This is a genomic window from Moritella sp. Urea-trap-13 (assembly GCF_002836355.1).
In the GTDB taxonomy this organism is placed as follows: domain Bacteria; phylum Pseudomonadota; class Gammaproteobacteria; order Enterobacterales; family Moritellaceae; genus Moritella.
Genome location: NZ_PJCA01000027.1, coordinates 493,927 through 507,095, shown reverse-complemented (window position 1 = coordinate 507,095; position 13,169 = coordinate 493,927). Strand labels below are relative to the sequence as shown.

12 protein-coding genes are annotated in these 13,169 nt (G+C 40.4%); 8 read left to right on the top strand and 4 right to left on the bottom strand.

Features of this window, described 5'->3' with window-relative positions; all coding sequences use genetic code 11:
- Nucleotides 1-82: 82 nt before the first annotated feature.
- Nucleotides 83-448 carry a hypothetical protein gene (locus tag CXF93_RS05095; RefSeq protein ID WP_101061340.1) on the top strand — a complete coding sequence of 122 codons (366 nt, stop codon included), beginning with the start codon at nucleotides 83-85 and terminating at the stop codon, nucleotides 446-448.
- 60 nt (nucleotides 449-508) lie between these two features.
- Here CXF93_RS05095 and CXF93_RS05090 read toward each other — a convergent pair whose 3' ends face one another.
- On the bottom strand, nucleotides 509-895 hold the full coding sequence (locus tag CXF93_RS05090) for a DOPA 4,5-dioxygenase family protein (RefSeq protein WP_101061339.1): 387 nt from the start codon (nucleotides 893-895) through the stop codon (nucleotides 509-511).
- 267 nt (nucleotides 896-1,162) lie between these two features.
- On the opposite strand from CXF93_RS05090, the gene CXF93_RS05085 reads away from it, so the two are divergent.
- The 6 genes from CXF93_RS05085 to CXF93_RS05060 all read left to right on the top strand — a co-directional run bounded on the left by CXF93_RS05085 (nucleotide 1,163) and on the right by CXF93_RS05060 (nucleotide 7,028).
- Nucleotides 1,163-2,068, top strand: coding sequence for a siderophore ABC transporter substrate-binding protein (locus tag CXF93_RS05085; protein ID WP_101061338.1), 906 nt, complete (start codon nucleotides 1,163-1,165; stop codon nucleotides 2,066-2,068).
- 12 nt (nucleotides 2,069-2,080) lie between these two features.
- The gene (gene vctD / locus CXF93_RS05080; protein WP_101061337.1) at nucleotides 2,081-3,016 is read left to right on the top strand and encodes an iron chelate uptake ABC transporter permease subunit VctD; all 936 of its coding nucleotides are present in this window, start codon (nucleotides 2,081-2,083) and stop codon (nucleotides 3,014-3,016) included.
- The gene (locus CXF93_RS05075) at nucleotides 3,009-3,965 is read left to right on the top strand and encodes an iron chelate uptake ABC transporter family permease subunit (protein WP_101061336.1); all 957 of its coding nucleotides are present in this window, start codon (nucleotides 3,009-3,011) and stop codon (nucleotides 3,963-3,965) included. The genes vctD and CXF93_RS05075 overlap by 8 nt, the downstream gene beginning before the upstream one ends.
- A 38-nt stretch (nucleotides 3,966-4,003) precedes the next feature.
- Nucleotides 4,004-4,765: an ABC transporter ATP-binding protein gene (locus CXF93_RS05070; protein ID WP_101061335.1), complete on the top strand. Its 762-nt coding sequence runs from the start codon at nucleotides 4,004-4,006 to the stop codon at nucleotides 4,763-4,765.
- 90 nt (nucleotides 4,766-4,855) lie between these two features.
- On the top strand, nucleotides 4,856-5,662 hold the full coding sequence (locus tag CXF93_RS05065; protein WP_101061334.1) for a siderophore-interacting protein: 807 nt from the start codon (nucleotides 4,856-4,858) through the stop codon (nucleotides 5,660-5,662).
- 127 nt (nucleotides 5,663-5,789) lie between these two features.
- Complete coding sequence (locus CXF93_RS05060) at nucleotides 5,790-7,028, top strand: leucine-rich repeat-containing protein kinase family protein (protein ID WP_101061333.1); 1,239 nt, start codon at nucleotides 5,790-5,792, stop codon at nucleotides 7,026-7,028.
- Nucleotides 7,029-7,143: 115 nt separating this feature from the next.
- Here the strand turns inward: CXF93_RS05060 and CXF93_RS05055 are convergent, their stop codons facing one another.
- Nucleotides 7,144-7,584, bottom strand: coding sequence for a YccF domain-containing protein (locus tag CXF93_RS05055; RefSeq protein ID WP_101061332.1), 441 nt, complete (start codon nucleotides 7,582-7,584; stop codon nucleotides 7,144-7,146).
- Between the two features lie 320 nt (nucleotides 7,585-7,904).
- Between CXF93_RS05055 and CXF93_RS05050 the strand changes: the two genes are divergently transcribed.
- On the top strand, nucleotides 7,905-9,179 hold the full coding sequence (locus CXF93_RS05050; RefSeq protein ID WP_101061331.1) for a diguanylate cyclase domain-containing protein: 1,275 nt from the start codon (nucleotides 7,905-7,907) through the stop codon (nucleotides 9,177-9,179).
- A gap of 66 nt (nucleotides 9,180-9,245) precedes the next feature.
- Here the strand turns inward: CXF93_RS05050 and yddG are convergent, their stop codons facing one another.
- Together yddG and CXF93_RS05040 are read right to left on the bottom strand one after the other, a co-directional pair.
- Nucleotides 9,246-10,133 carry an aromatic amino acid DMT transporter YddG gene (gene yddG / locus CXF93_RS05045; RefSeq protein ID WP_101061330.1) on the bottom strand — a complete coding sequence of 296 codons (888 nt, stop codon included), beginning with the start codon at nucleotides 10,131-10,133 and terminating at the stop codon, nucleotides 9,246-9,248.
- A complete protein-coding gene (locus CXF93_RS05040; protein WP_101061329.1) occupies nucleotides 10,130-13,003 on the bottom strand; it encodes an HD domain-containing phosphohydrolase in 2,874 nt (957 codons plus the stop codon). The genes yddG and CXF93_RS05040 overlap by 4 nt, the downstream gene beginning before the upstream one ends.
- Nucleotides 13,004-13,169 lie beyond the last annotated feature (166 nt).

Here is a 13,169-nt window from a genome sequence, read left to right as displayed (position 1 = left end):
ATTCAATAGTGTTAAACAGAGTTTTAATATACTATTCCGCTATATTTTATATGGATAATGAATAGCAGGAAGTTGTAATAGTATGTCGGAAAAAATTGAAATACAGAATAAGCCCGCATTAATCTCTTTTATGGTGATGATGGCAGCGGTCTATTTTTTTGTTTTTAGTGGCACAGATGATTGGACACCATCAAACGCCATTGTGATCAGCCAAGAATATGATGATTACAATGATGTGCTCATTGATATTGCTTATTCATACGAGCATAAACTTTACAATGGCACCCTAGATCAAGATGATATTTATCCTAGTGCTGGACTAGAACCAAGACTTGCTCCAAAAAAAGCATTTCCAATCAAAATTAACCCTGAAGATCCAACCGAGATCTTAGTTGATTTAGAAGGCCCGAAACATATTTCAGGCATCAACTGGTTAGTGCAGAAATAACCTCAGTGTTCACCGATATTAAAAGGTCTATATTCAAAGATCGGTATTAAAAGGCCTATATTAAAAGCCAGACAGATCAAGTTTAATCTGTGTTCCTAACCAATGAACATGCTCGGTATGATCAATTAAATCATCGCCTGTCACCGCATGTATCAGCACACTCAGCTCCTGTCTATTGGCTTTAACCCAAGGTACGAAAGTAGCAAAATCATCGTGACTAAACGTAGCAGAAAAGCTCCATTGGGGATGCGGCCCCACCAAGCGAGTATTTAAATTACCGACTTCTAAGCCAAGCTCATCACGAATAGTCGTTTGTAATGCTGTGGCCAACGCCAATGATGACTCATCAAAATAGAAATGGGCATGATAACTGTCGTGGCGATTGCTTAGATCATTGCTCAGTGCATTCGTTAAATCATTGATTCGAGTATGGGTGATAGAACTCATAAATACCTCATAAAATTAAAGCGTTAAAAACAACGCAGCCAAGATAACACAGTTATTATAGCCTTAATACGTCCTTTACTTTCTTCACATTATAGTTAACAACACGTCTCTAAAACCAATATATTAAAACACTAAATGACGTTAATTTACAGTGCTTTACATTATCTTTTCGATTTACATTCTTTACCTATAATTTGCTGGTCATTGGGGTTTGTTTTACTATATGATACAGGAATACGAACAATTATCATTTGGATTTATAGTAATATGAAACTATCAGTTGTAGCTACTTTCTTTGGGTTATTATTCTCAGCCAACGCTTTATCAGAAACCATTACCGTTACCCATCAATTAGGTAAAACCACATTAGAGACTAAACCTCAGCGTGTTGTGGTGATTGGCACCGGTACATTAGATGCGTTAGATTATTTTGGTATTAAGCCCGTAGCATTAAGCAAAGCGACAACGATGCCTGATTACTTATTGAAATATAAAAGCAAAGAATTCGCCTCTTCAGGTAGTTTAAACGAACCTGACTTTGAAACTATTTACATACAAAAACCAGACGTAATCATTATTGGCTCTCGCGCTGTCGAATCTTATAAAGAACTATCAAAAATAGCCCCAACAATAATGTTCGCACCAGAATCAAATGGCTATTGGCAAAGTACCCAACAACAATGGCGTATGCTTGGTGATATCTTTGAAATTCAGCCAAAAGTTGAAGCTAAAATTGCCAGTGTTGACGCTAAAATCACTGAAATTGCCGATTACAATAAAACCAACGACGTTAAAGCATTAACGGTAATGAGCGCTGGCGGTAATATCACCACGTTTGGTGCCCAGTCTCGTTTCTCTGCAATTTATCGTGATTTTGGTTTCCAAGAAGCCGTGCCAAACATTAAAGAGTCTCGTCATGGTGATCTGATTTCGTATGAATTTATTAGTAACGTTAATCCAGCCAACCTCTTCATCATCGACAAAGACAAACTGATTAATAAAGACAAGAGCCGTACCCGCGAAGAATTTGCTAATCCCTTGGTTAAATCAACCCAGGCTTATAAAGACGATAAGCTAAATTACCTTGATATTAACGCTTGGTATATTGCACTGTCAGGTGTCACGGCAACCGACCAAATGATTGCAGATATGCAGCAATCACGCACACTGTAATTGAGGCTTACCTTGAAAAAGTTATTTTTTGTACTCGTCATTCTCAGTATCGCATCAGTGTTTATCGGTGTAGCAGATCTTTCTTTCGCGGCAATTTTAAGTGGCGATACTGATGCGATAGAACTGCTGTTAATCAGTCGATTACCCCGCCTATTGGCAATCTTATTATCTGGCGCAGGGCTGAGTATTGCAGGTTTGATCATGCAGCAGATCAGCCAAAATAGATTTGCATCACCATCAACCTCTGGCACGATTGAATGTGCCATGCTCGGCTATGTCTTAAGTCTGGTATTCCTTGGGCATGGTGATAGCTTATTACTGATATTTGGTATGGCGATTGCGGGTACCCTGCTATTCATTCAATTTATCCACCGGATTCAATTTAAAAACGCCATTTACGTTCCACTCATCGGTATCATATTTGGTAATGTGGTGTCTTCCGCTGCCACTTTCGTCGCTTATAAATATGATGCAGTGCAAAACCTATCAGCATGGACAGTGGCTAACTTTGCCAGCATTTTACAGGGTAATTACGAGCTACTTTATATTGCCCTGCCTATCTCGGTGATCAGCTACTGGTATGCCACCCGCTTGTCTGCAGTGGGCATGGGCAAAGACTTTGCCACCAACATAGGCCTGAATTATAAACAGGTGCTCTTCATCGGTATCATTCTAGTGTCTGTGATGTCTGCATCCGTGGTAATGATTGTCGGACAATTACCTTTCTTAGGTTTGATAGTACCCAATTTAGTCGCGCAATTTTATGGTGATAATTTACGTAAAAACATTCCAATTACCGCAATTGTCGGTGCTATTTTGATTTTGCTGTGTGATGTGGTTGGCCGCGTGATCATTTTCCCTTACGAGATCCCGATTTCAATGATCATCAGCATGCTCGGTGGTGTGGTATTTATCTTCTTCATTGTAAAGGGGAAGCAAAATGTCTGATTCAATGAAACTCACCGGACTGGCTGTTATCACGGTACTCTTTACGTTTCTATTCATCGGTGTTGGTTTAGACGCATCAAATTATGAATACTTTCTATCACGACGTGTACCGAAAGTATTGGCCATGATTATCGCCAGTATCGCCATTGCCCAATCATCATTGGTATTTCAAACCATCACCCATAATCGTATTTTAACACCCAGTATTATGGGCTTTGATGCCTTGTATTTACTGACTCAAGTATTGGTCGTGGTTATCTTTGGCGGCTTTAGTGTATTGCTATTAAATCCGTTTATTAACTTTGCCTTGTCGGTTTCCATCATGGTGGGCTTTTCGTTATTGCTGTTTGGTTTTTACTTCGCCAGCAATGATGGCAAGAGTAACGTCATCACCTTATTATTACTTGGCGTTATCTTCGGCCAGTTATTCAACAATGTATCTTCATTCTTTATGATGCTAGTTGATCCCAATGACTTCTTAACGATTCAAGCAAGCATGTTTGCCAGTTTCAACAACGTCAACCAAGAGTTAGTTTACTTATGCGTTGTGCCATTGCTTGTGGTCAGCGCCCTGCTATTTAAATTAGCGCCGGTATTGGATGTATTTTGGTTAGACAATGACAATGCTATCAGCCTAGGCATTGATACTCGCCACGTCACTAAACAAGTATTGATACTGGTCGCTATCATGATCTCGTTATCAACAGCCTTGGTGGGCCCAGTGATGTTCTTCGGTTTACTGGTGGCAAATTTAACCAAAGAGTTTTTTCATACCTATCGTCATAAAACATTGCTCATCGCGAGTAGTTTAATGGCTATGTCGATGCTGCTACCAGGACAGTGGATCATCGAGAATATCTTTAGCTTTTCAACCACCCTGAGTGTGGTGATCAATTTTGTTGGCGGTTTGTACTTCTTATCACTGCTTGTTCGCCAAAAAATTCAATAGATTGGCGATTAAACAATCGCAATTAGGATACATAAATCATGATTTCATTAACCAATTTATCTAAAGCCTTTGGTCAGCACAAAGTTGTCGATCAAGCATCAGCCTCATTCATTAAAGGTCAAGTCACTTCTATTATTGGCCCCAATGGCGCAGGTAAAAGTACCGTATTGTCGATGGCATGCCGTTTATTAAATAAAGACAGTGGTACAGTGATTATCGACAATCAAGACGTATTAGATTGGGATACCAAAGCATTGGCGAAAAAATTAGCGGTACTGCGTCAATCTAACAATCTCAATATGCGCTTTACAGTGCGAGAGTTAGTGGCTTTTGGGCGCTATCCTTATAGTCAGGGCAAACTGACCGCTAACGATAATGAGGTCATAGACAAGGCGATTGGCTATTTAGATTTAACCCCGATTGAAAACAACTATCTTGATGAACTCAGTGGCGGTCAACGTCAGTTAGCCTTTATCGCCATGGTGGTGGCACAAGATACTGATTATGTGTTTTTAGATGAACCACTGAATAACTTAGATATTAAACATTCATTGCAAATAATGCAGAACATTAAAACCTTAGCCCATGAGTTAGGTAAAGCAGTGGTGATCGTGATCCATGACATTAACTTTGCCTCTTGTTATTCCGATAACATTGTTGCGCTAAAGAAAGGCAAAGTTGTTGCCAACGGCACAGTCTCCGAAATCATTACCAAAGATGTATTGTCGGCTATTTACGATACCGAGTTTGATATTCACGAAATCAACGGTAAGCGTATTTGCATGTACTATGGGCAATAACGGGTTAACGGATTAACGGATTAACGGATTAACGATGAAGCACTAAAATTAAGAATGTAAGCACTAAAAATTAAAAGTTAAGGACTAGCCATGAGTAAGAAACCAAATAACAGATTATTAACGGTAATAGACAGCCAGCAGTTAACGCCAAACATGCAACGTATTAGCTTTCAAGCTGACGATTTATCGAGCTTCCCCGCAGATGCTGAAGGTGGCTACATTAAACTGCTGTTTACTGAAAATGGTGATACCGACATTTCACAATTATCACCAGACACCCGCCCCAAAATGCGTACTTATACCATCCGCCATTTACGCCAATCGCTCGATCAATTGGATGTCGACTTTGTACGTCATGAGCATGGTAAGATTGATCAAACAGTTAGTGAACACTGTGGTTTTGCCGCTGCATGGTCGCAATCAGCACGCACTGGCGATACCATCTCAATTGCAGGTCCAGGGGAAATCAAACCCATAAATCTGCACGTTGATTGGTATTTTTTAGTGGCCGATATGACAGCGCTACCGGCATTAGCGGCGCAACTCAATAAGCTCCCAGCGACAGCCACAGGTTATGCCGTCATTGAAATTAACCATGCCGATGACAAGCAAACCTTAATTAAACCAGCTGGCATAGAAGTTGTTTGGGTTGTCGCAAATTCAACTGAGACAGATCTAGCCAACCAAGTACAAAGCTTAAGCTGGTTATCAGGTGAACCTTCAGTGTGGTGTGCTTGTGAATTTTCAACCATGCGTACATTACGCCAATACTTTAGAAATGAAAAATCTGTCGATAAAGACAATCTCTATATCAGTAGCTATTGGAAATCGGGGTGCACTGAAGATGGCCATAAAATAGCGAAACGCAATGATAATGAAGCGCAGCTAAGTACTTAATAGTTGCATTTTAAGCCAAAAAAAATCAAACAGGGTTAATAGGAATGTGTTGTTAATCCCCCTTTTCACTTCATTTTCGCGTAAACTAGCCCGGTTTTGTATCATTCTAACAACGGGCTAAATCATTTTGCATACTCTATCTCAGCTAAAATCTGGTGAATTAACAGGTATTAAGCGTTTAACATTATCAGAAAAACTAACCGCTTTCCCACTCGAGATCTTGTCACTGGCTGACAGTTTAGAGATCCTCGATTTATCTAATAACCAGTTAACCACGCTACCAGCAGAGATTGCCCAGTTAACAAATTTGAAGATCTTGTTTGCATCAAACAATCAATTTGTAACACTGCCAGAAGTGCTTGGTCAATGCCCAAACTTAGAAATGGTTGGCTTTAAATCAAACCAAATTAACCAAGTACCGGAAGCTTCATTACCAGTGAAATTACGCTGGTTGATCTTAACGGATAACCGCCTTGAAGTATTACCTGACTCATTAGGTGAGCGCCCGCGTTTACAGAAGTTAGCACTCGCAGGCAACTGTTTAACTGAGTTACCTCAAACTATGTCTCAGTGTCACAACCTTGAATTGGTCCGTATTTCAGCTAACCGCTTAACAGCATGTCCTGAACAGCTGTTCGGTTTACCAAAACTGGCTTGGTTTGCCTTCTCGGGGAATCCATTTAGCCAAACTAATGTATCAATTGATAGCGTGCCGCAGTTAGCATCATCAAGCTATACACTGCAAAACGTACTTGGCCAAGGCGCATCAGGCGTGATCTCAAAAGCCGTTTGGAATGCACCACAAACCCAGTTCCCAGATGAGATTGCTGTAAAAGTATTTAAAGGCGAAGTAACCAGTGATGGTTATCCAGAAGATGAGTTACAAGCTTGTTTGAAAGTAGGTAACCACCCGAGCTTAGTACAATCATTAGCACAGGTGAAAGAAGACGGTTACTTAGCGCTGATCATGAACTTGATCCCAGCTCACTACGCTAACTTAGGGCTACCACCGTGCTTTAACAGCTGTACGCGTGATACCTTCCCTACAGACTTTACTTTGTCTATTGCGCGAATAGACAAGATGGTTTCACAGATGGATGACGTATTTGGCCATTTACACGACAACCAAGTTTGTCACGGTGATTTGTATGCGCACAATACCTTGTTTGATGTCGATGCGAATATCATCTTTGGTGATTTTGGTGCTGCGACTATGTACCACATGCTTACTGACACACAGAAAGCGCAAGTGAAGCAAATTGAGAACCGTGCATTACTGCATTTTATTGATGACTTACTAAGTGTATGTGTTGAAGCAGATCAAGACAGTGAAGTATTTAAACGCCTGAAACAGCGTGTCGGCTAATGATTGATTCAAGCACCTGTTTAACTCAGCCTAAGTAGCTAGATGTTAAACGGGTGCAGCTTTCTATTTATAATCAGCGCTTCTACTATCTACTAATGTCGACTAATCGTTTCTATTACAATTTGAATTTATTGTTTTTATAACGCGCCATTGCAGCAACGTCTTTATCAACAATCGTTTGTCCTATTGGGGCAAGCGAAATAACCGCTAACTTCAAATGTTGCAACGCAAATGGAATACCAATAATCGTCACGAAACAGGCAATCGCAGACGCCACATGACCTAGCGCTAACCAAACACCAGCAAAGATAAACCACAGCGCATTACCAACAAAACCAAAGCTGCTTGTACCGATATCTTCTGCGCGAGTTAACTCATCACGAAATATAGCTTCTTTACCAAAAGGAAAAAATGAGAAACCAGCGATAACAAAGCAAGAGCGTCCCCACGGAATGCCGACAATACTAATAAAGGCAAGTATACCAAATAACACCCACGCCAACCCCATGATCGCACCACCAAACAGAAACCAAATTATATTGCCAAGTGTTCTCATGTTATCGCCTCATCTCATTTAATCTTAATTCAATCATTTAAATACCCATAGCACATTACGTTTTAGACTACAGAAACACGCGAAGATTCAAAATTATTTATGATCAAAAATAAGAATCACAGGGTATGTAACCCTATCTTTATTTTGACCATCCATTTTAGTTACCACAACGTACCACAACATAGTTTATAAGAGTACGCTGACGCTCAATATAATTGTGCTGTCCGTCACCCTATCTCTAATCTATTCGATAATTTACCGCTGGATCTATTACCATCCCTGCGTAAACAAATAACCTTAATCTTGATACTGGTATTGAAATGAAGATAACCCAAACTCACGCTATCGCTTTTTTCAGTGTTATCTTTATGCTCATGGCCAGTATTTCATTATTTGCCGTTCAAAAATTTCAGAACTCGACCACAACTCTATTGGCGAGTCGTACAGCAGAAGTCATCGCCACAACAGTTAATCAAGCTCGTGTATCGTATAGCGCGGATATAGCACAAATCAGCTCGCACCCAGATATTACCGTCGAAACTTTATATCATGATAAACCACTATCAATACCAAACCCTGCAACATTCGCAATTGAACTCGGCCAAGCAGTATCAAACCGTGCAGCGGGGCTTATTATCCATACCTACAGTAAATACCCGTTTAAAAGCAGAACGCTAACTGGCGGCCCACAAGACCAATTTCAACATGATGCACTTGCACACTTAACCACATCATCCCCGGTATTTGAACGTACAGAAAAACTTAGAGGCAAGCCGGTTCTGCGCCATGCTGAAGCTATTTTTATGGAACAAAGCTGTGTGGATTGCCATAATCATCACCCCAACAGTCCTAAAACAGATTGGCAAGTCGGCGATATACGTGGCGCAATAGATGTGACGGTGCCTTTAGAGGGTGGTAATGATGATCTGGCCGCTATCGTTCGCTACTCTTACATCATCTTCATGGCATTTTCAGTCATTAGTTTGTTAGGTATGTTTATAACCCTTAAACGTACCCACCAGCATTCTAGAGAACTAGACAAAAAAGTAAAAATACGCACCACCATATTAAATGAGATGGCGTATACAGATTCACTCACATTAATTGCCAACCGTCGTTCATATGAAGAATTCAGTGATAACATCATTAATCAAAAATGTCCGAATAGCCTGCCGCTAGCGATCATCATTTATGATTTAGACCACTTTAAACAAATCAATGATCAGTATGGCCACGACATAGGGGATGAATGTTTAATTGCAGCTGTAAAGGCGGTTTCAGCAATACTACCCAAAGATAACAATTTTCATGCTCGCATTGGCGGGGAAGAATTTGCGATTATTTTAAAGCATGTATCAAACGATGAATTAGAACAAATAATACAGCGCGTATTAGAGAGTGTCAGGAAAGTAAAAATACCCAAACAGGCTGATATCAAGATAACCTGCAGTATTGGCGCTACGCTGGCTACAGAGCTTAATGAGCCAACGATTAAAAACATAGTTAAAACCGCTGATGATGCCCTCTATGAAGCGAAATCTTTAGGTCGTGATCAATGGATTAATAAGCCTTATGCTGTAAGTAAAAAGCTATAAGTTAGCATAATCGTATGCGCTGCAGTATTACACCAGGGTTAACACTGCAACGTTAGTCTCATATCATCAAGGCTTTTCTCGGGTCAACCACCAGCATATTAACGAAGCGACAGTCACCATCACCACACCTTGCCAAAATTTAGTTGTCAGTTCGATATTGAGTATCATTGCCGAAAAAAATGTCGATAAAATAGGGGTGAAATACGATAACGTCGCCAAAAAAACCATGTTGCCACCAAGAATACCAATATTCCAAAGTGCATAACCACTGCCCATGACAATGCCAGCAAGTAACAAATCAAACGTCGCTTCGGTAGTAAATTCCATCGCTGGTTCATTACTGATTAAATACTTGATCCACAGAGCAATCGCAGTGCCGATAAAGAACCACGTAATGCCATTCATACCGTTAGCGAGTTTTTTGGTGATATTGCAATAAAATGCCCAAATAAAGGCACCAAAGAAGGCCATCGAATAGCTAGCGGGATTGGTGGCGATATTACTGCTTAGCTGACTAATCGAAATGCCTTCATCACCGCCAACCGTCCAAGCAACGCCAAAGAACGACAAAGCGATGGCAGGATACAAGAGTTTATTCACGGGTTTGTGACTCATAAACACCGCCATTAACACAGTTAACGAAGGCCATAAATAGTTAATCACCCCCATCTCTACCGCTTGGGTGCGATCGTTCGCCATGCCTAACGCTAAGGATAAACAAATTTCATAACTCACAAACAAACCACCACCAATCAGGAGATAGCGAGTCGGGAAAAGCTTCAGTTTTGGCGCACCTAAAAACACCCATAAAAATACCGAACTAACGGTATAGATCATGGCTGCGCCACCAATTGGGCCTAACTGCTCCGCAACATTACGAATAAGCCCAACAATAGTGCTCCATAATAAAATAGCTAAACAGCCTGCGAGGGTAAATTTATGGGTGTTAATCAAGCGATAACCTTTTGCTTAGCAATCAATGAATCGTCATCGATTGTCGGAAGATAAATACTTCGAATACTTTCAATATCAACAACATTAATCTGCTGCGGTGTTAAATATTCGGTTGCGTATTGACTGTATACGCCAGTCGTTAAGAACAAGTCAAACAATTCTCTATCCAGATGGCTATCTTTTACCATATTAGCCATAATTTTCAGCGCTAAGCTTAATGATTTCGCTTCTTTGTAAGGACGATCCGATGCGGTTAATGCTTCAAACACATCAGCGACGGCAATGATACGGCCTTGCAACGGAATATCGTCACCAGCCAATTCTAATGGATAGCCTTTACCGTCAATACGTTCGTGATGACTACCTGCAATAATCGGCACATTCTTTAAATGCTCTGGGTATGGCAATTGATCCAGCATGATATACGTTTGCACTACGTGCTCATTAATATTGTAACGATCTTCAGCCGTTAACGTGCCCGCTTTAATACCCAGATTATATAATTCACCGCGATTATATTGATATTCAGGCTGCTTAATCTTAAAGTCACGTAAACCATTAGCTTGTAATTTTTTCTTCTCGTCCCAGGCATACAAATGCTCAATTTTATCGCTCAGTATGGTTTCCATTATTGGCAGCGATTGTGCGGTCTTTTTCACTTTCTCTTGGTGCGAGATACCAATGTCATCGGGTAAAGTGCGTGACCAAGTACGCTGAGCTATTTGGGCTAAACGCGTCATTTTGTCGTCTGCCATAAATTCGCTTCCCAGATTACAATCCGCCACAAAGGCAAATTCATTATCCAGAGTTTGCTTCAACTGCTCACACTCAGCTTGTGCTCGCTCTTGATCACCGCCAGCAAGCAAGGCTTGTAAATAACAGATGTCAGCATCACGTTTAAGTACTTCATAACGCATTCTTACCTCATGAATACGATCATACACAGTTTCCAGTTTGGTCGATTTATCCATGATAAAGTCAGGTGTTGATACCTTGCCGCAGTCATGTAACCAAGCCGCCAGCAACAACTCTTCCCACTGTTTCTTATCCATATCAAATTCAGAAAATGAGCCTTTATCAAGCACGACTTGCTCTGTCAACATTCTGGTTAACTCGGGAACACGCTTACAATGTTCACCGGTATAAGCTGATTTAACGTCAACCGCACTGGCTGTCATCATCACAAAGGCATGGAACAAATTAGTTTGTTCTTCTATTGCTTCCAAGTGTTCTAAGACCAGTTCGTTAAAACCGATAAACTCCTGCACAAATGCTAGGCGACCACGAATATCAGCAGTAACACCCAGATTAAAACAGATCAATAACGCGCCAGTATTTTGCTTGTTACGGTTAAACAACGGTATTATAAAACCAGAATGGTGCTGCGTTGATAGCAATCGCACCTCACCTTGGCTTAACTCATATACCGATTGCTCAAAAGCAGCAGGGTTAATATCGAACAACGCTTGTAAATTCATGTCTCCATGCTGACCAATATTTGCCGCTAATGAAAACTCAGAGCGAGACTGACGCGAATTAGTAAACAGCAAGCAATCATCTGATTTCAAAATGTCTTGAACCTGTGATACCAAAGATGATGACATCTCTTCGGGCGCCGTTGAACGCGCAACCTGTTTTAGATTTTGAATAAAGTTAAATAATACTTCTTCCATCAACAACATCGTTTCGTTTATTTGATCAATTTCGGTGATACCTGAGCTTCTATACGGGCGCCTTTTAAAACTAAAACGTTGAATATCTTCCAGTGATTTAACCAAAAATGTCAGTGGACGTACCACGTGACGAGTGGCACTGACAACAATAAACAGTGATAACACCACTACGGTTAAAGAGATAAGCAGTAAATCATTATAAAAGTCATTCGAATCAGCCAGCACCGCCTCTAACGAAACCACATTAACTAAGTACAGAATTTCATCTTCGCTCATCACCATAGGGGTAATGATTAACTGCCACTCTTGGCCTTGCCATTCAATCCGACGACTTTCACCATCATTGATATTCACCTTACTTAAGTTTGGAATCAACGTTTTTAACCCCAGATCCTGTAATGCTATTTTTTTGCTCGGGTCATCGGCTTTAATAATTTGATTACTGGCTAATAGGCTCCCTTTCGCCGTAAACAGGTATATTTTAGAATCCACTGAGTAGGCCATTTCTGCCATTACATCGTTCAGTGAATCAAGGGTGAAATCAGCGGCAATGACACTCTTACCATCGAGAGAGCGACGAGAGAAGGTAATACCAAAATGTTGGAAAAAATAAAAATAATACGGTTCGCTAACATTAATATCACCACCTTGCTTAGTTTCAATAAACCAAGGTCTTACCCGTGGGTCATAGTTTTGATTATCGTAAGGATACGCGGTAATTACCGACATATTTTTATCAAAGAAAATACGCTTTTGCTCACCATTAAACTGATTATAATCGACCATGATCACCGAGTGTTCAGGGGCGCTTAATCCCAGACGATCGCTAGTATCATAGATAGGTCGAACAACAAAGGAATTACCTTGTTCATCACCAAAGTATAACGTCGATAAATGCGGGCTTTTAGCCAAGATTTTAGCTAATGTCCCTAACCAAATAGGATCGTGTACATCTAATTTAGAGTGTACAAAATCTGTAAACGCTAAGGTATCAAGCAAGGTAGCCAAAGGTGTTCCCAGCAAGCCAATACGGCCTGTGAGCTCTTCAGCATGACTCGCAACGATGTCTTCAGAAAGGCTGGTCGTGACTTCTCGTGAATGATTAATACTGACTCGAATTAGAACGATGCTCAACAATAAGATGATAGAGATACACACAGAGGTGATAAAGGCTCTAAAAGAGAGTGATTTTTTCATTGTTAAACGCTCAATAATTGTGAATTAACGATATTAAATAAGGGGTAATTTAAATTAGCAGAATAATGCACAGCTAAGATTAACTAAGGTCAGTATTTGAGGATTGTCAGGTTAATTATCTAGCAAAGGTGCCGTATTCATACATACAGCACCTTTAAATCGCGAC

Coding starts and splice junctions, on each gene's coding strand:
- CXF93_RS05095 (WP_101061340.1), top strand. CDS start 83: ATGTCGGAAAAAATTGAAATACAGAATAAGCCCGCATTAATCTCTTTT.
- CXF93_RS05090 (WP_101061339.1), bottom strand. CDS start 895: ATGAGTTCTATCACCCATACTCGAATCAATGATTTAACGAATGCACTG.
- CXF93_RS05085 (WP_101061338.1), top strand. CDS start 1,163: ATGAAACTATCAGTTGTAGCTACTTTCTTTGGGTTATTATTCTCAGCC.
- CXF93_RS05075 (WP_101061336.1), top strand. CDS start 3,009: ATGTCTGATTCAATGAAACTCACCGGACTGGCTGTTATCACGGTACTC.
- CXF93_RS05070 (WP_101061335.1), top strand. CDS start 4,004: ATGATTTCATTAACCAATTTATCTAAAGCCTTTGGTCAGCACAAAGTT.
- CXF93_RS05065 (WP_101061334.1), top strand. CDS start 4,856: ATGAGTAAGAAACCAAATAACAGATTATTAACGGTAATAGACAGCCAG.
- CXF93_RS05055 (WP_101061332.1), bottom strand. CDS start 7,584: ATGAGAACACTTGGCAATATAATTTGGTTTCTGTTTGGTGGTGCGATC.
- CXF93_RS05050 (WP_101061331.1), top strand. CDS start 7,905: ATGAAGATAACCCAAACTCACGCTATCGCTTTTTTCAGTGTTATCTTT.
- CXF93_RS05040 (WP_101061329.1), bottom strand. CDS start 13,003: ATGAAAAAATCACTCTCTTTTAGAGCCTTTATCACCTCTGTGTGTATC.